The organism is Amphibiibacter pelophylacis (assembly GCF_037688875.1).
GTDB classification, from domain to species: Bacteria; Pseudomonadota; Gammaproteobacteria; order Burkholderiales; family Burkholderiaceae_C; genus Amphibiibacter; species Amphibiibacter pelophylacis.
Window position 1 is genome coordinate 31,917 of the sequence record NZ_JAWDIE010000015.1, and the last position, 15,383, is coordinate 47,299.

A 15,383-nucleotide genomic window follows, 5' to 3' on the forward strand; every position below is an offset into this window, starting at 1 on the left:
TGACCTGCGCTGCGCTGGCGGCGCTCAGTCGTCCTGTTCGACCTGGCCCTGCACCAGCGCCTTGAGTTTGGCGCTGGGGTGGAAGGTGACGACCTGGCGGGCCTCGATGGGCACGAGTTCGCCGGTGCGCGGGTTGCGCCCGGGGCGGGCCGATTTCTGGCGCACCTGAAAGTGGCCGAAGCCGGAGATTTTCACCTCGCGATGCTGCTCCAGGCTGGTGCCCAGCACGTCAAAGAACGCCTCCACCATATCTTTCGATTCGCGCTTGTTCAGGCCGATCTGCGTGTAGAGCAGGTCGGCGAGTTCGGCTTTGGTCAGCGTGGCTGTTTCCAGATCCATGCTGAGGGAGGGGAGGGGAGGGTTCATATCCATGTCAGGGGCGCGGCAGACTCTTCATTCTAAAGGGGAAAATGGCGGGGCGCCTTATTGGCCGCGCAGATGCACGCCCAGGCTGGCGGCGCGTTGCAGGCAGGCCGCAATGGCCGCGTCCATACGCTCGTCGGTCAGAGTTGCCTCGGGGTCGAGCAGGTGCAGGCGCCAGGCCAGCGATAGCGTCTGGGCCGCTGGAGCGCCGTCGGCGCTGGCCGGGCGGTAGATGTCAAACAGCACCGCGTCAACGACCAGGCTGTCCGCGCCACCGACCAGCGCATCGCGCAGGGCAGCGTGCGACACACCGGCAGGCACCTGCAGCGCCAGATCGCGCACGGCGCCCTGCTGGCGTGCCACGCCGTGCGACTGCGCCACCTGGCTGTGCTGGACCAGCGCGGCGTCCAGCTCGAACACGATGGGGTGGCCGGACACGTCCAGCTCCTGCGTCCACTGCGGGTGCAGCTCGCCCAGAGCGCCCAGGCGCTGCCAGATGGCCGCTCCGCTGTCTGCCGCATCGCTGTCTGCCGCGCCGCCGTCCGGGCCGGGCAGCAGCACGTCGATCCAGGCACTGCGGCCCGGGTGCAGCGCGGGGTGGGCGGCGCCCGCTTCGGGTGGCGTCCAGCGCAGGGCCAGCGGCGCCATCAGCGCTTCGATGTCGGCTTTGGCGTCGTAGAAATCCGCCGCGCGGTCTTTGGCGTGCCACTGCAGCGGCAGCGCCGAGCCCCAGGCCAGGCCGCCCAGGCGCAGGGGCTGGTTCACGCCCGACACGCTGGTCAGGCTGTCCTGCACGGACGCGTCGCGGCGGAACACGCGGCCCCACTCGAAGACGCGGACCTGGCTGGCGCGGCGCGCCTGGTTGCGCTGCAGCACCTGGACGAGCGAGCCGATCAGGCTGGAGCGCATCACCGCCAGCGGCGCGGCGATGGGGTTGAGCACCTGGATGGGGTCGGCGTTGCCGTGCGGGCCGTGCTCCAGGCGCGCTTCGACAAAGCTGAAACTGATGGTTTCCTGGTAGCCCAGCTGCGCCATGCGCTGTCGCACGGCCTGCGCCGGGCGGCGGTTTTCGGGCGCGATGCGGGCCTGCAGCGTGCCGCGCACGGGCTGCGGCGTGAGCGTGTCGTAGCCGATCAGACGGATGACCTCTTCGATCAGGTCTTCCTCGATGCGGATGTCAAAGCGGTGCGGCGGCGGCGTCACGCTGAAGACGGTGTCGTCGCCAGTGCCCTCTCGGCTGTGCTCGAAGCCCAGGCGCTGCAGCACGTCCTGACACTGCGCGGCAGTGACCGGCAGGCCGATGATGCGGCGCGCGCGCGCCACGCGCAGGCGCACGGGCCTGGCGGCGATGGGCTCGGGGTAGACATCGGACACCGGCCCGGCCTGGCCGCCGCACAGCTGCTGCACCAGCGAAGTGATGCGCTCGATGGCGGCGACGGTCTGCGCGGGGCTGACGCCGCGCTCGTAGCGGTGCGCGGCTTCGGTCGAGAAGCCCAGCGCACGCGCCTTGCCCGCTACGGCGTCTGGCCACCAGAAGGCGGCTTCGATGACGATGTCGCAAGTGCCGTCGCTGACCGAAGTCGCCTCGCCGCCCATGATGCCCGCCAGCGATTCGGGGCCGTCCTGTGCGGCGATGATGCCCAGGCGGGGCGTGAGGGTCAGCGTCTGGCCGTTGAGCAGTTCCAGCGTTTCGCCCTCGTGCGCCCAGCGCACGGTCAGGCCGCGCGTGGTGGCCTGCGGCACTTTGGCCGCGTCAAAAATGTGTGTGGGCTGGCCGGTTTCGAACATGACGTAGTTCGAGATATCGACCAGCAGGCTGACCGGGCGCTGGCCGCAGCGCACCAGGCGGTCTTTCATCCACTGCGGCGTGGCGACGCCGGGGCGGATGCCGCGCATGAGGCGGCTGGAAAAGCGTCCGCACAGGTCGGTCGCCTGAATGTCCACGGGCAGGGTGTCGGCGATCTGCGCGGGCACGGGCTCGACCGCCCAGCTGTGCAGCGGCGCGCCGGTGATGGCCGACAGCTCGCGCGCCACGCCGTAAACGCTGAAAGCGTGACCCAGGTTGGGCGTGAGCTTGAGTTCCAGCAGCGTGTCGTCCAGGTTCAGCGCCTGGCGCACGCTCTGGCCGGGGGTGAGTCCGGCCGGATCCAGCTCGAGCAGGCCAGACGATTCCTCGCTGATGCCCAGCTCGCGGGCGGAGCACAGCATGCCGTGGCTGACCACGCCGCGCAGCTTGCCTTTGCTGATTTTTAAGGGCTTGCCATCGTCGCCCGATGGCGGCAGTTCGGCGCCGACCACGGCCAGCGGCGCCCACAGGCCTTCGCGGGCGTTGGGCGCGCCGCAGACGATCTGCAGCAGTCCTTCAGGGTTCTCGTCCGAGGGCGGCAGACGGTGATCGGGCCCCGCATCGACCAGGCAGACGCGCAGGCGGTCGGCGTCCGGGTGCTGGCGCACCTGGACCAGGTGGCCGACCACGATGCCGCTGAAGGGCGGCGCAGCGGGGCGGGCGTCTTCGACTTCCAGCCCGGCCATGGTCAGGGCGTGGGCGAGCTGCGCGTCGGTCAGATCGGGGTTGCAGAACTCGCGCAACCAGGAAACGGGAAATTGCATGGCAGGGTCCGCGTGAGGCGTGAAAAACGGGGCGTCAGGAAAAAATCAGCGGCCAGTGCGGCCCAGGCGTTTGGCGTTGGCCACGGCCTTGCTGCGCACCGGGTTCATCCCCGCGTTGAGCACGTTCAGCCAGGGGTTGACCGTGGCGGCACTGGGCCACTTCATGGCCTGGCCGGGCTGCAGGCACATCTTCATCCAGGCCTGCGTCATCGCGGCGCTGCCCTGCAGCATCATGGCGGCCCAGGACTGGTTGAAGGCCAGCACTTTTTCGCTGGTCATGCGCTGAAACTCGGCCTGATCGCGCGCCGACGGCATCGGCCCGGCGGTCATCATGCGGCCCACGCGGTGGGCGACCACCTGCGGGGCGGCCAGGGCCAGGGCCGTGGTCTGTTCGGCCAGCCTCTGGGCGGGGGAGCGGCGACGTGTCATGGCGGTGTCCTTGAGGGATAGCGGGGCAGAAAATCAGGCGGCAAACGAGGCCAGGAAGCGCAGATCGCTCTCGTAGAACTGGCGCAGATCGTTCACGCCGTAGCGCAGCATGGTCAGGCGGTCGGGGCCCATGCCAAAGGCGAAGCCGATGGTGTTTTCGGGCTCGAAGCCAAAGTGGCGCACCACATTGGGGTGGACCTGGCCTGATCCGGCCACTTCCAGCCAGCGCCCTTTGAGCGGGCCGGAGCTGAAGGCGATGTCCACCTCGGCCGACGGTTCGGTGAAGGGGAAGAAAGAAGGCCGAAAGCGCAGCTGCAGGTCTTCGGTCTCGAAAAAGGCCTGGAAGAACTGCAGGAAGACCGATTTCAGATCCTGGAAGCTGACGTCCTGCCCCATCCACAGGCCTTCGACCTGGTGGAACATGGGCGAGTGCGTGGCGTCGCTGTCCACGCGGTAGGTGCGCCCCGGGGCGATGACGCGCACGTCGGGGAAGGGCTGTCCGGCCTGCAGCGCGGCGGCGTGTTTCTGCGCGTGGGCGCGTGCGTAGCGCACCTGCATGGGGCTGGTGTGCGGGCGCAGGTTGTAGGGGCGGCCTTCCGAGTCGTTCATGTCGACGTAGAAGGTGTCCTGCATCGAGCGCGCGGGGTGGTTCTCCGGGTTGTTGAGCGCGGTGAAGCTCATCCAGTCGGTTTCGATTTCGGGGCCGTCGGCCACGTCAAAACCCATGGAGCCAAAAATCGATTCGATGCGCGCGATCGACATCGACACCGGGTGCAGCCCGCCGCGCGGACGGCGACGGCCGGGCAGGGTGACATCCAGCGCTTCAGCGCTCAGGCGGGCGTCCAGCGCGGCGCGGGCCAGGGCGTCGCGGCGCTCGTTCAGCGCCGATTCGATGGCCTGCTTGACGACGTTGATCCCGGCCCCGGCGGCCTTGCGCGCTTCGGGGTCCAGACCGCCCAGCGCCTTGAGCTGCGCGGTGATGGCGCCCGCTTTGCCCAGGTAGCGCGCTTTGGCGTCTTCCAGCTGGGGCGGCGTTGTGGCGGCGGCGAAATCGGCCCGGGCCGCGTCGAGCAGCCGGGCGAGGTCAGTTGCGGAATCGGTCGGGGACACGGCTCACCTGTTTCGTGTGGGGCAGAAAAACAAACAGCCGAAGCGCAAGGCGATTCGGCTGCTGTGATGGCAAGAACGGGCGCGGGAATCAGCCGAGCTGGGCCTTGACCTTCTCCACGATGCTGCCAAAAGCGGCCGGATCATGAACAGCCATGTCGGCCAGCACCTTGCGGTCGATGTCGATGGAGGCTTTCTTCAGACCGGCCATGAACTTGCTGTACGTCAGGCCCAGTTCACGCGAAGCGGCGTTGATACGGGCGATCCAGAGCTGGCGGAAGACGCGCTTTTTGGCGCGGCGGTCGCGGTAGGCATATTGCCCGGCCTTCATCACCGCCTGTTTGGCGATGCGGAAGACATTTTTGCGGCGACCGCGGAAACCCTTGGCCAGGGCGAGAACTTTTTTGTGACGGGCGCGGGCCGTTACACCACGTTTGACGCGAGGCATGTGATTACTCCTTCAGCAGTGGTGGGTTACAGACCGGCAAACGGCAGCATCTGTGCGATGTGACCCATATTGGTCTCATGCACATTGGCCGGGCCGCGCAGGTGGCGTTTGTTCTTGGTGGTTTTTTTGGTCAGAATGTGGCGCTTGAACGCCTGACCGCGTTTGACCGTGCCGCCCGGGCGGACGCGAAAGCGCTTTGCGGCGCTTTTCTTGGTTTTCATCTTGGGCATGGATGTGCTCTCGTTCAAACCGGATCCAGGCGAGCACGGAAGGATGAATTCACCGCACTGCTTGCATGGCCTGACCCAGCGATTTATGCAAGTTTTGCGGTGGACCCAAAGCTCCCGAAAGCGCCTCAGACCCACCGATGGCCTTGCTGACCAAGCCCAAGATTATAAGGGCTTTTTGCGGCTTTAGGGAAAGTCAGAGCTGCAGGCCACCGTCGCTGGTCAGATAGCCCACCGCCGCGCCAAAGCGGTCGCGGTAGCTGGCGCGCACCAGCGGGTCGAGCACGGGTTTGACCTTGTCGTGCAACGGTGATTCCCAGTCGCCGGGGTGCTGGAAGTTGCTCATGATGTAGGTCCAGCCGTTGATTTCGTCCACCGCCTGCAGGCCGGTGGATTCGGCGCCTGCGGGCACGGAGAGCAGGCGCGCCAGCTCCTTCGTATCGACGTTGTAGGCCCACAGGAAGTTGTTGACGTGCAGGCCGCTGTCCTCGCCGATGAAGAGCGTGCGCATTTTCCCGGAGAACTTCAGGTTGTCCGGATTGGCGATGCGGCTGGCGTCGGCCAGGTTGCCCAGATCGTCGGCGCTGGCCAGATCCACGCCGGTGATCAGGGCCTGCAGGCGTACGGGCACCCAGCTGCTCTCGATCGCCAGGCCGCTGGTGTCGGCCTGACCACTGTCCAGGGGCAGGGCCATGACGGCGCCCGCATTGAGCGCGGCGGACAGGCTGACGCGGCTGGCGTCGTCGTGGCGGCTGCTGGTGGCAACCATGGAGTCCTTGCAGTAGGACAGCGCTGAATACATCACCTTGTCGGCGATGTTGACCGTGGTGCCTTCCATTTTGCTGAAGCCCAGCGAGCCGCCCACCAGCGCGGCGTAGCGGTGGGTTTCCAGGAAGGCGGCGGCTTTTTCCATCCCCGTTTTGAGCTGGACCCAGTTCCTGCGACCGCTCACAGTGATGCGGGTGAAGCGGGCATCGCCCGGATCGCTGGTGCGCACGTCCATGATGTCGGCGGCGGTGATGCCGCCATCGACCAGGGCGCGAATCTCGGCGCTGGTGGCGTGGCCCAGACGGATCCACTTCAGGGCGGTGGGCGCGGCGGCCGGGTCGACGCTGACCAGCGGCGCGGTGAGCTGCGCGACATACAGCGTGCCCGCCGACAGATCGCGGGCGGTGTCGGCGATGAACATGAAATAGCCGCCGCTGGTGGCGTCGTCGCCCATCAGTACGGTGCGCTCGTCGGGCATCACCTGGACCAGCTCGTGCGAAATCCGGCCCATGCAGTAGTGCTTGCTGATGCGGCCCGTGCCGTCGGGCTGGACGGTGACTTCCGGCATGTGGCCGTAGTGGTAGGGGTTGGCTTTGGCCGGATCGCCGTACAGGTTCTGGCTGAAACCGCGCAGCTGGGCGTTGCTGGCCTGGGTGGCGTCGGGCTCGTATTCTTCGCTGGACAGGTGCGTGCCCCAGGGCGACAGGCTGGCGCCGCAGGTGATCCACAGGCCGTTGACGCTGGAAGTGTCCACGTTGCTGTACTTCACCAGACGCAGCTCGCCGGTGGCAGGGTTCTGGTCCAGCGTCAGCACGGCGATGGGCGAGGGCAGCATGCCGTACTCGCTCTCTCCGGCCAGGTTGCGCGTGGTGTATTCAAACTGCACCACGGCAAAGACCGGGTTGCCGCTGACCCCGGCGACCTGCGCGCCCGGCACGGTCAGCAGCGAGGTGCCATCCGGGCAATCCGAGAAAAACTGCCGCGTCTGGCCCGGCACCGAGGTGTCCAGAATGGGCTGGTTGCTGATGTTGAAATAGCCCCCGGCGACGACCTGGCCGCCCTGGCCGTCGCTGACGGAATCGCCCGTGGTGAAGAAGGCGTGGTAGGCCAGCTTTTGCGTGCGCGTGCTGCCGTCGGCGTAGCGCAGCTCCAGGCTCGAGCCCACGCTGGTGGTGGCCATGGCGGCCGGATTGGCCAGGCTGGGCGCGGCCATGCCGATGAAGCGCACGCTCTGGACCGGGCTGCGGCCATCGCCGCCACCGCAGGCCGCCAGCAGGGCGGAAGCTGCGGCAGACGTGGTCAGCGGCAGCAGCGGGGCCGAGAACAGGCCTTTGAGCAGAAGACGTCGGGAGGCATCGTGGCTGGGGGTCATGAGGTGTCTCTCAGGGTTGAAGGTGGCTGGATTGTGTGCATCGCCTGTGACACCCCTGTGACGGCCAGGCTGACTCAGAGGGTGGCGATCTTCTGACCTCGCGCTCGCGACATATCCTGGCGGACTCAGTGGGAGTATTGGGTGCAGCCGCAGCCGTTACTGATTCGGACCCCGGCGTGAAAGGATGACGATGAAACACGATTTTGGAGAGCGCATGAAGCGCTATGAAAGCGCAGAAGCGGACCGGCGTCTGATGCCGCTGCTGCCGGTGCTGGCACGCATAGACGGGCGAGCCTTCCAGCGCTTCACACGTGGCATGGCGCGGCCCTTTGACCCCGGTTTCTCGGCCTGCATGGTGGACACGACGGCCGCGCTGGTGCGGCACACCGGGGCCTGCATGGGCTACACGCAGAGCGACGAAATCACGCTGGCCTGGCACAGCCGCACGCCACACAGCCAAATCTGGTTTGATGGCCGTGTGGCCAAGATGACAAGCCAGCTTGCCGCCCAGGCGACGCTGATGTTCTACCGCCTCGTGCTGGAGCGCCTGCCGCAGTACGCTCACCGGCTTCCGACCTTTGATGCCAGGGTGTGGAATGTGCCGAACCGCGCCGAAGGGGTGAACGTGTTCCTGTGGCGCGAACAGGACGCGACGAAGAACAGCCTGAGCATGGCCGCATCGGCTCACTACAGCCACAAGGCGCTACTGGGCAAGAATGGCGCGCAAAAGCACGACATGCTGCGCACCCGGGGCGTGAACTGGAACGACTATCCGCCCCTGTTCAGGCGTGGCGCTTATGTTCAGCGGCGCATCGAGGCTGTGCCGTTCAGCACCGAAGAGCTGGATCGCCTGCCACCGCAGCACGAGGCCCGCACGAATCCTGCGCTGGTGGTGCAGCGCTCCGTATACCGCGTGCTGGCCATGCCGCCGCTAGGAACAGTGACGAACCGAGAAGCGGTCATTTTTGATGGGGCGAAGCCGGTGGTGGATGAACGGCTGGACGTTTGAGCTCAGGTGCATTTGAGGAGACACCTGTCTTTGCTGCAGCAAAAGCGCATGACAGGTCACATGTCACCGGCAGCGATTTATTTGGCCACGCCACGCCGTATGCCTCCAGTTTAGGGCTTTGATTGATTTTGGGTCAGGGCCTGAATTGGAACTCATCTGCGCGGCGCTTGCGGCGCACCAGCTTCAGCGCCCGATTGTGCCTTCCATTGATCCCAAGGCCAAGACCAGGGGATGGCAATGTCCTCGATTATCTCGATCTTAACGTCGTCGGCGTTAAGTATCTTGGACTTCACGTACTCGGCACGCTCGCGGCGAACAAAAGCACGGACAACCGATTTCCAGTTGTGAACCGGGATACCGAGACTGAGGAGCTGTGGGCGGAGCCGGAGGAACCACTGGTCTTCACGCTTCTGTATTTTCTCGATAAGTCCTCTCACATTGTATGCCGTGGTGACCTCGACGACCTGTATTTCACACGCGCGAAAATCTAAAGCGACGAAGTCAGGGCAACTCCACTCTCTTCCACCATCACGCAGGGAGAACTGTGGCGCCAGAAACAGGCCTTGGGCGGACAAATAGTCCATGACCAGCGATTCAAAATCCATCAGGTTATCCATACCGCCCATCGTCCGAGTTAACAGGAGCAGTGGGCATGCCGACGCATAAGACAGATTGAACAGCAGCTCCAAGCGGCAGCGTACCCCATTTTCCACTTGAGCAAATCAATGGTTAGCGCAACCGCCAGCGTTTTCTGCACAACCTTGCGCAGAAGGCTAAAGCGATGGACATGCAACTCGTGCCCTCGGAAAGCATTGCTTGAAAAACTATGAAAATCAGTTAGTTGGAGAGTTTTTCTTGAGAGAGGCCACGCTTTCACGCACATGAAAGACATTCCCTTCAGGGTCGCAAGAATCACAAACGACAAAGCCTGGACCCTGCCATTGCTCCAAGAGAACATCACCGCCTGCCTCTTGTGCAGCCGATCTCGCTATTGCGATGTCTGGAACGGTAAAGAAAAACTTGATCGCCGAGCTACGACGCTGGGGGGGAGAACTGAGAGAGATAGTTGCGGCTCTATCGGCAGGAATGCGATGAAGCACAAGCTGAATGTCGGAAGATTGAAGAACGACAACTTCCGGGGACTCGTGAACTCGTGACATGCCAAGAACAGTTTCGTAGAAACGGGCGATGCGCTGGAGATCTAGTGCGTAAATGGAAAGACCAGCGCGGGCGGGACCAGAAATTTTGTGCTCCATGATGAATGAGGTACGCGTTATCGGCGACGTAAGAGTTGAGGGGCCTAACGAATACAAGGGACTTCCCCGTCTCGAACTGACCGCACCGAGGTGCGACAACCGGCGTCAAAGCGCCATGATGGGAAGTCCGTGTTTTCCATCTGTGTCTCTGTTCAGAAGGGGAAGTCCATGGCTATTGTTGCAGTTGGCGTTGATCTTGCCAAGAATGCTTTTTACTGTTCATAGTGTTGATAAGGCGGGCAAGATGGTTTTGTTCACATGACTGGCAGCCAAAGTCGTGTACATGCAGTTCGTTTCCTCTGAAATTTTCACTCTCGAATAGAATGAAAATCAGTCCGTCACTGCAGTGTTTTTTGATAGCCGACACTCTTATCCCGCAACTCGTTCGCGCAGCGCCTCTTGGGCTAGCGTGTTGATGCTTTTGCCTTCGGCTTGTGCCGTAATGGCCAGCCGCTCGTGCAGCTCGGGTGGGATGCGCAGATTGAATTTCCCGGAGAATTGACGGCGCGGCTCAATGCCTTTCTCCTTGCACACCGCAAGGAAGACTTCGAGCGATTTTTTGAATTCTGACCGGAGTTCCTTCGGGTTCTTGCCGTAGAAGTCGGCCCCGCCGTTCAAGCCAAGAATCTCGCCACGAAACAGGTCAAGCTCCGGGTCGTATTCAATTTTGGCACTGTACCCGTCGATGTTCATAACGCTCATGGTTTAACTCCGTGCTGCTCCAGCCACTTTCGGACGCTGGCAACAGCGCCCTTGTCTGTGTTTGGCGATGGGTGAGGGCGGTGAAAGACTCGAACCTCACCAAACAGGACGACGGCCACGCGGCTGCCTTCGCGTTCGGTGACTTCGGCGCCGAGCTCAACAAAGAGCGCTTCAATGGCGTGCCATTTGACGTTGCCGCTTGTTGGCCGTCCGTAAAGGAGTTCCAGCGTTTTCCGGGAGGTCCGTTTCATCTGCGGATGGTACCGGTTCACGGTACCGCGCGCAACCGCCCAGGTGTCCTGTCACTACCCCCGCCCCACCAACCCTCCCAGCCCCTCCCCCAACGCCTGGCCCAGCGCGATAGGCGCTTCCAGGGGCGAGAGGTGGCCGCATTGGGCCAGCACCAGATGTTCGGCCTGGGGGCAGGCGGCCAGCATGGCGGTTTGCAGCGGGGGAGGGCAGAGGGCGTCGTCGCGCCCGGCGGCGATCAGCACCGGGCCTTTGTAGGCGGAGAGCGTGGCGTGGTGGTCGGTGCGGCGGCCCAGCAGCTGGAGCTGGGCGGCGTAGGCGTCCAGGCCCTGTTCCAGCGCCATGGCGACGACCAGATCCTGCAGGGCGCGGTCGCGCAGGCGGCTGGGGTGGACGTAGCTGGACCACAGTTTGTCGCGGATCAGCCAGACCAGGCCGTGCTCGCGGGCCTGCTCCAGCAGTTCGGTGCGGCCCGCGGCGCGGCCGGGCAGGTCAGCCCCGGCGTGGCTGCTGATCAGCGCCAGGCCCAGCACGCGCTGGGGCGCCTGGGCCACGATTTCCAGCGCGGTGGCGCCGCCCATGGACATGCCCGCCAGAGCAAAGCGCTGCGGCGCCCGCGCCAGCACCAGGCGGGCCGCGTCGGCGGCGCTGGTGGCGTAGCGGCAGTCGGGCGTCAGCGCTTCGACGCCGGGGGGCAGGCTCAGGCGCTGCCACAGGCTGGCGTTGCACAGGGTCCCGGGCAGCAGGACCAGCGGCAGGGCTGCGGCCATAGGCGTCAGCAGGCGGCCAGGGCCACGACGGCGCTGGGGGCGGCAAAGCCGTTGGCGTCGCAGCGCCAGCCTGCGCGGGCGGCGGCCTCGACCACTTCAGGGGCCCATTCGATGCGCGTGCGGTTGTCGCCGCCCGTCACCATCAACACCTGGCCCTGGCCTTGCGGGCCGGCTTCGACGCAGCTCAGGCTGCGCCAGGCGCCTTTGGGCACCGAGAAAATGTCGCGCGGGCCCAGGCGCGTGCTCATGCGCGCCGAACCCTGGTTGACCGACACCTCCCACACGCCGTGCTGGACGATGAAAACCTGCGAATCATCGTGACGGTGCGCGTGCAGGCCGTTGCCGGGGGCGGCGCGCAGCCATTCGTGCTTGAAGCCGTGCGGGTTGGTCACCGGCGGCTCGGTGTTGCGGTCTTCCGACAGGCCGTAGCCGATCACCGGCGCCAGCTGTTTGGTGCCGCCGGGCAGGGCGCAGTCCAGGAAGGGGAAATCCGACCAGACCAGATCGCTCTGCTTGACCACGCGGCGGCGCATCTGCTCCAGCGTGTAGGGGCGCAGGCGGGTGATTTCTTCCTCGCTCATCAGCGGCAGCAGCTGGTCGTCGGGCAGCGGGTTGACCTTCAGATCGACCAGCTTGGAGTTGAGATCCATCGCCAGCCCCGTTTCGCGCGCGGCGCGCATGACGTGCGGGTTCCAGATCACGCCGCCTGTGACGTCCTGGCCCAGGGTGGTGAACAGGAAGCCATCATCGGGCCCGGCGTTGGTAAAGCCGCGGAAAATCCAGGTCGGCACGGTGAGGATGTCGCCTTCCTCGCTGACGTATTCGCCCTGCTCGCCCTTGGGGCCCCAGCGGAAGCGCCAGTGGCCCGCGAAGGTGATGAAGACTTCGGCGGTGAAGTGGATGTGCAGGTTGTTGGTGATGCCGTTGGGCATCGAGGCGCCGCCGATGTTGAAGCCGTGCGGCAGGCGCAGGTTGATCGGCGTGTGCGGGTTGGCTGACACGCCCGAACCGATCATGGTGTAGTTGTACTTGGGCGTCGAGCCGGGCAGGCGGGTGTCCACAAAAGCCTCGGAATCGGACTTGACGTCCTTGAACAGGATGGTGCGCTGCTGGAATTCGGCGGCGGAAACGATCACGTCTTGCATGGGAAGTCTTTCTGGGTCGCGGAAAAAATCGGGAATACCGGGCCAAACCCGGCTGGAATCAGGTGATAAGGTCACAAGGCCATAAAGTCATCAGGCGGCCGGGCGCAGGCGCTGCTCGGTCTTGCTGTCGAAGAAGAAGCACTGGTGGGTGTGGATCTTCAGACCGATGGGCGAGCCCTCGGCGGCGGCGAAATCCTTGTGGCCGCGCAGCGCCACGCGCTGTCCGGCCAGCTGCACGGTGACCTGGGTGGCCTCGCCGATCAGTTCGACGGCAAAAATGGTGCCGCGCGCCTGGCCTTCGCCCGGGGCGACCAGGTCGGCGTCTTCCCAGCGGAAACCCATCTTGACCGGGTTGGGGCAGCTCAGCGGCACGCCCTCCAGACGCACGTCGGGTGCGACAAAGGCGCCGCCTTCCAGCTGGCCTTCGATGAAGTTCATGGCGGGCGAGCCGATGAATCCGGCGACGAAGAGGTTGGCCGGGTCGTTGTAGATCACGCGCGGCGTGTCCAGCTGCTGGATCACGCCGTGGCTCATGATGGCGACGCGCGTGGCCAGGGTCATGGCCTCGATCTGGTCGTGGGTGACGTAGACCACGGTGGTGCCCAGTTCACCGTGCAGGTGCTTGAGCTCGGAGCGCATGGTCACGCGCAGCTTGGCGTCCAGGTTGGACAGCGGTTCGTCCATCAGGAAGACACGCGGCTGGCGCACGATGGCGCGGGCCAGGGCGACGCGCTGGCGCTGCCCGCCCGACAGCTCCTTGGGCTTGCGGTCCAGGTAGCTTTCGATCTCGACGCGGCGTGCGGCCTGCTGGATCAGCGCGTTCTGCTGCGCGGTCGGCACCTTGCGCACCTTGAGCGGGTAGCGGATGTTCTCGCGCACCGACAGGTGGGGGTAGAGGCCGTAGTTCTGGAACACCATGGCCACGTTGCGGTCCTTGGGTGGCAGATCGTTCATGCGCTGGCCGTCAAAGAGGATGTCGCCGCTGGTCGGCTCGTCCAGGCCCGCGATCATGCGCATGGTGGTCGTCTTGCCGCAGCCCGACGAGCCCAGCAGCACGAGGAATTCGCCATCGTGGACCGTCAGGTCCAGCTTGGGGATAACCACCACGTCGCCCCAGCGCTTGGTGATGTTCTTGAGTTCGATACCGGCCATGCGGATGCTCCTTGATTCTTGGGGGTTCTGCCGGTGCGGGTCAGCGCACGGCGCCGGCTGTACCGGTCGAGAGGTGTTTCTGGATGATGCTGGCGAACAGGAACATGGGAATCATCACCAGCACGCCCGTGGCGGAGATGAGGTGCCACAGATCGCCTTCCTCGGCCGAGAACAGCGCCATGCCCACGGGCAGGGTCACCGCATCTTTCGAGGTCAGGATCACCGAGAAGTTGAAGTCGTTCCAGGTCAGGATGAAGCCAAACACCGCCGCCGTGATCAGGCCCGGACGGGCGATGGGCAGCACGTGGTGCCAGATCACCTGCCAGCGCGTGGCGCCATCGACCAGCGCCGATTCCTCGATGTCCAGCGGAATGTTGTCGATGAAGCCCTTCATCATCCAGACCGCAAACGGCATCACCACCGAGATGTTGACCAGGATCAGGCCAAACAGGTTGTCGTACAGGCCGATGTCGCGGAACAGCAGGAAGTAGGGCAGCACGATGACGATGCCGGGCAGGAACTGCGTCGCCAGGATGATGACCATCATGGTTTTCTCGCCACGCAGCTGGAAGCGCGAGAAGCTGTACGCCGCCAGCACCGCCAGCGGCATGGTGATGACCACCGTGCCCACCGCCACCGCCAGCGAGTTGAGGAACTTCAGGTGGATCAGGTAGGGCGGCTCCATGATCTTGCGGAAGTTGTCCAGCGTGGGCGTGAACAGCCAGCGCCCGCCGTAGACATCGACGTAGTTCTTGAACGCCGCCGACAGCACCCAGTAGATGGGCACGAGGATGATCAGGGCCAGAGCCACCATGGCCAGACCCTGGCCGAACTGTGCGAGTCGCTTGTTCATCGCTGGCCTTTCGCAAACACCGTGCGGGTGTGGATGATGACGAGCACTGCCAGCGGAATCACCAGCAGGTAGGACAGGGCGCTGGCGTAGCCCATGTCGGAGTACTTCATGCCCTGCGTGTAGATGTAATAGGCCAGCGTGGACGTGCTGTTGCCCGGGCCGCCGTTGGTGATCAGGTAGATCTGGTCAAACACCTTGAGCGCGAAAATCGTCTTCAGGATGGCCGCCAGCCCGATGACCGGCATGATCAGCGGCAGCGTCACGTCGCGGAACACCTGCCAGCTGCTGGCGCCGTCGATGCGCGCGGCCTCCTGCGCGTCCTTGGGGACAGCGGCCAGTGCGCCGATGAACATCATGGTGATGTAGGGCGTCCAGTGCCAGATGTCCGAACTGGCCACGATGGCCATGGCGCCGCCGGGCGTGCCCAGCCAGTTGGGCACCGGGCCGGTCATGCCCAGCGCCTTGGACAGGCTGGCGACAAAGCCGTATTCGGCATTGAACATGAAGCGCCAGTTGATGCCGATCAGCGCCGGGCTCATCGCGAAGGGCAGAATCAGCAGCGAGCGCAGCACGCTGCGCACCCGGCCCTGCGGGAAGAGCAGCAGCGCGCAGGCCAGCGACAGGCCCAGCGTGATGACCACGGTGGACACGCTGAACACCGCCGTCACCCAGACCGAGTGCCAGAAGTTGCTGTCCTCGAAGGCGCGGGTGTAGTTGTCGAAGAGGTAGGCGATGTCGCCCCAGCCGTCAGCCGGCGTCCACAGGGGCGCCGAATCGGCCGACTGGTTGAGCCGCCAGTCGCGGAAGGACAGGTAAAAGGCCTGCAGCAGCGGCCAGACGGCGCTGAGCAGCACCGCCACCACGGCGGGCAGCACCAGCCAGTATTTCATTGCACGGTCGCGCATGGTCATCCTTTCGCCGCG

Annotated in this window: 17 protein-coding genes; 1 reads left to right on the forward strand and 16 read right to left on the reverse strand. The window is 64.9% G+C overall.

What is annotated here, in order from left to right; all coding sequences use genetic code 11:
- Nucleotides 1-24 precede the first annotated feature (24 nt).
- The 7 genes from RV045_RS10135 to RV045_RS10165 all read right to left on the reverse strand — a co-directional run bounded on the left by RV045_RS10135 (nucleotide 25) and on the right by RV045_RS10165 (nucleotide 7,324).
- On the reverse strand, nucleotides 25-366 hold the full coding sequence (locus tag RV045_RS10135) for an integration host factor subunit alpha (protein ID WP_423235666.1): 342 nt from the start codon (nucleotides 364-366) through the stop codon (nucleotides 25-27).
- Nucleotides 367-423: 57 nt separating this feature from the next.
- Nucleotides 424-2,973: a phenylalanine--tRNA ligase subunit beta gene (gene pheT, locus RV045_RS10140; RefSeq protein WP_423235667.1), complete on the reverse strand. Its 2,550-nt coding sequence runs from the start codon at nucleotides 2,971-2,973 to the stop codon at nucleotides 424-426.
- Nucleotides 2,974-3,018: 45 nt separating this feature from the next.
- Nucleotides 3,019-3,402: a polyhydroxyalkanoate granule-associated phasin gene (locus RV045_RS10145; protein WP_423235668.1), complete on the reverse strand. Its 384-nt coding sequence runs from the start codon at nucleotides 3,400-3,402 to the stop codon at nucleotides 3,019-3,021.
- A gap of 33 nt (nucleotides 3,403-3,435) precedes the next feature.
- Nucleotides 3,436-4,512 (reverse strand): phenylalanine--tRNA ligase subunit alpha, encoded by a 1,077-nt coding sequence (gene pheS / locus RV045_RS10150; protein ID WP_423235669.1) that lies wholly within the window; start codon nucleotides 4,510-4,512, stop codon nucleotides 3,436-3,438.
- Nucleotides 4,513-4,600: 88 nt separating this feature from the next.
- Nucleotides 4,601-4,957, reverse strand: a complete 357-nt coding sequence (gene rplT, locus RV045_RS10155) for a 50S ribosomal protein L20 (protein WP_423235670.1) — start codon at nucleotides 4,955-4,957, stop codon at nucleotides 4,601-4,603.
- Between the two features lie 26 nt (nucleotides 4,958-4,983).
- Complete coding sequence (rpmI, locus tag RV045_RS10160; protein WP_423235671.1) at nucleotides 4,984-5,187, reverse strand: 50S ribosomal protein L35; 204 nt, start codon at nucleotides 5,185-5,187, stop codon at nucleotides 4,984-4,986.
- Nucleotides 5,188-5,380: 193 nt separating this feature from the next.
- A complete protein-coding gene (locus RV045_RS10165; protein WP_423235672.1) occupies nucleotides 5,381-7,324 on the reverse strand; it encodes a PhoX family protein in 1,944 nt (647 codons plus the stop codon).
- 190 nt (nucleotides 7,325-7,514) lie between these two features.
- On the opposite strand from RV045_RS10165, the gene RV045_RS10170 reads away from it, so the two are divergent.
- On the forward strand, nucleotides 7,515-8,333 hold the full coding sequence (locus tag RV045_RS10170; RefSeq protein ID WP_423235673.1) for a tRNA(His) guanylyltransferase Thg1 family protein: 819 nt from the start codon (nucleotides 7,515-7,517) through the stop codon (nucleotides 8,331-8,333).
- A gap of 152 nt (nucleotides 8,334-8,485) precedes the next feature.
- On the opposite strand, the gene RV045_RS10175 is transcribed toward RV045_RS10170, so the two are convergent.
- The 9 genes from RV045_RS10175 to RV045_RS10215 all read right to left on the reverse strand — a co-directional run bounded on the left by RV045_RS10175 (nucleotide 8,486) and on the right by RV045_RS10215 (nucleotide 15,365).
- On the reverse strand, nucleotides 8,486-8,950 hold the full coding sequence (locus RV045_RS10175; RefSeq protein WP_423235674.1) for a hypothetical protein: 465 nt from the start codon (nucleotides 8,948-8,950) through the stop codon (nucleotides 8,486-8,488).
- Nucleotides 8,951-9,166: 216 nt separating this feature from the next.
- A complete protein-coding gene (locus RV045_RS10180; protein ID WP_423235675.1) occupies nucleotides 9,167-9,589 on the reverse strand; it encodes a VOC family protein in 423 nt (140 codons plus the stop codon).
- 369 nt (nucleotides 9,590-9,958) lie between these two features.
- Nucleotides 9,959-10,291, reverse strand: a complete 333-nt coding sequence (locus RV045_RS10185) for a type II toxin-antitoxin system HicB family antitoxin (RefSeq protein ID WP_423235676.1) — start codon at nucleotides 10,289-10,291, stop codon at nucleotides 9,959-9,961.
- On the reverse strand, nucleotides 10,288-10,542 hold the full coding sequence (locus RV045_RS10190; protein ID WP_423235677.1) for a type II toxin-antitoxin system HicA family toxin: 255 nt from the start codon (nucleotides 10,540-10,542) through the stop codon (nucleotides 10,288-10,290). Before RV045_RS10190 ends, RV045_RS10185 begins: the two co-directional genes overlap by 4 nt.
- A gap of 54 nt (nucleotides 10,543-10,596) precedes the next feature.
- On the reverse strand, nucleotides 10,597-11,310 hold the full coding sequence (locus tag RV045_RS10195) for an alpha/beta fold hydrolase (protein WP_423235678.1): 714 nt from the start codon (nucleotides 11,308-11,310) through the stop codon (nucleotides 10,597-10,599).
- Nucleotides 11,311-11,315: 5 nt separating this feature from the next.
- Entirely contained in the window at nucleotides 11,316-12,455 is a 1,140-nt protein-coding gene (locus RV045_RS10200; RefSeq protein WP_423235679.1) for a cupin domain-containing protein, read from the reverse strand.
- Between the two features lie 90 nt (nucleotides 12,456-12,545).
- On the reverse strand, nucleotides 12,546-13,607 hold the full coding sequence (locus RV045_RS10205) for an ABC transporter ATP-binding protein (protein WP_423235680.1): 1,062 nt from the start codon (nucleotides 13,605-13,607) through the stop codon (nucleotides 12,546-12,548).
- Between the two features lie 40 nt (nucleotides 13,608-13,647).
- A complete protein-coding gene (locus tag RV045_RS10210; protein ID WP_423235681.1) occupies nucleotides 13,648-14,460 on the reverse strand; it encodes a carbohydrate ABC transporter permease in 813 nt (270 codons plus the stop codon).
- Nucleotides 14,457-15,365 carry a carbohydrate ABC transporter permease gene (locus tag RV045_RS10215; protein WP_423235682.1) on the reverse strand — a complete coding sequence of 303 codons (909 nt, stop codon included), beginning with the start codon at nucleotides 15,363-15,365 and terminating at the stop codon, nucleotides 14,457-14,459. The genes RV045_RS10210 and RV045_RS10215 overlap by 4 nt, the downstream gene beginning before the upstream one ends.
- Between the last annotated feature and the right edge of the window lie 18 nt (nucleotides 15,366-15,383).

Coding starts and splice junctions, on each gene's coding strand:
- RV045_RS10135 (WP_423235666.1), bottom strand. CDS start 366: ATGAACCCTCCCCTCCCCTCCCTCAGCATGGATCTGGAAACAGCCACG.
- pheT (WP_423235667.1), bottom strand. CDS start 2,973: ATGCAATTTCCCGTTTCCTGGTTGCGCGAGTTCTGCAACCCCGATCTG.
- RV045_RS10145 (WP_423235668.1), bottom strand. CDS start 3,402: ATGACACGTCGCCGCTCCCCCGCCCAGAGGCTGGCCGAACAGACCACG.
- rplT (WP_423235670.1), bottom strand. CDS start 4,957: ATGCCTCGCGTCAAACGTGGTGTAACGGCCCGCGCCCGTCACAAAAAA.
- rpmI (WP_423235671.1), bottom strand. CDS start 5,187: ATGCCCAAGATGAAAACCAAGAAAAGCGCCGCAAAGCGCTTTCGCGTC.
- RV045_RS10165 (WP_423235672.1), bottom strand. CDS start 7,324: ATGACCCCCAGCCACGATGCCTCCCGACGTCTTCTGCTCAAAGGCCTG.
- RV045_RS10170 (WP_423235673.1), top strand. CDS start 7,515: ATGAAACACGATTTTGGAGAGCGCATGAAGCGCTATGAAAGCGCAGAA.
- RV045_RS10175 (WP_423235674.1), bottom strand. CDS start 8,950: ATGGATAACCTGATGGATTTTGAATCGCTGGTCATGGACTATTTGTCC.
- RV045_RS10180 (WP_423235675.1), bottom strand. CDS start 9,589: ATGGAGCACAAAATTTCTGGTCCCGCCCGCGCTGGTCTTTCCATTTAC.
- RV045_RS10185 (WP_423235676.1), bottom strand. CDS start 10,291: ATGAGCGTTATGAACATCGACGGGTACAGTGCCAAAATTGAATACGAC.
- RV045_RS10190 (WP_423235677.1), bottom strand. CDS start 10,542: ATGAAACGGACCTCCCGGAAAACGCTGGAACTCCTTTACGGACGGCCA.
- RV045_RS10195 (WP_423235678.1), bottom strand. CDS start 11,310: ATGGCCGCAGCCCTGCCGCTGGTCCTGCTGCCCGGGACCCTGTGCAAC.
- RV045_RS10200 (WP_423235679.1), bottom strand. CDS start 12,455: ATGCAAGACGTGATCGTTTCCGCCGCCGAATTCCAGCAGCGCACCATC.
- RV045_RS10205 (WP_423235680.1), bottom strand. CDS start 13,607: ATGGCCGGTATCGAACTCAAGAACATCACCAAGCGCTGGGGCGACGTG.
- RV045_RS10210 (WP_423235681.1), bottom strand. CDS start 14,460: ATGAACAAGCGACTCGCACAGTTCGGCCAGGGTCTGGCCATGGTGGCT.
- RV045_RS10215 (WP_423235682.1), bottom strand. CDS start 15,365: ATGCGCGACCGTGCAATGAAATACTGGCTGGTGCTGCCCGCCGTGGTG.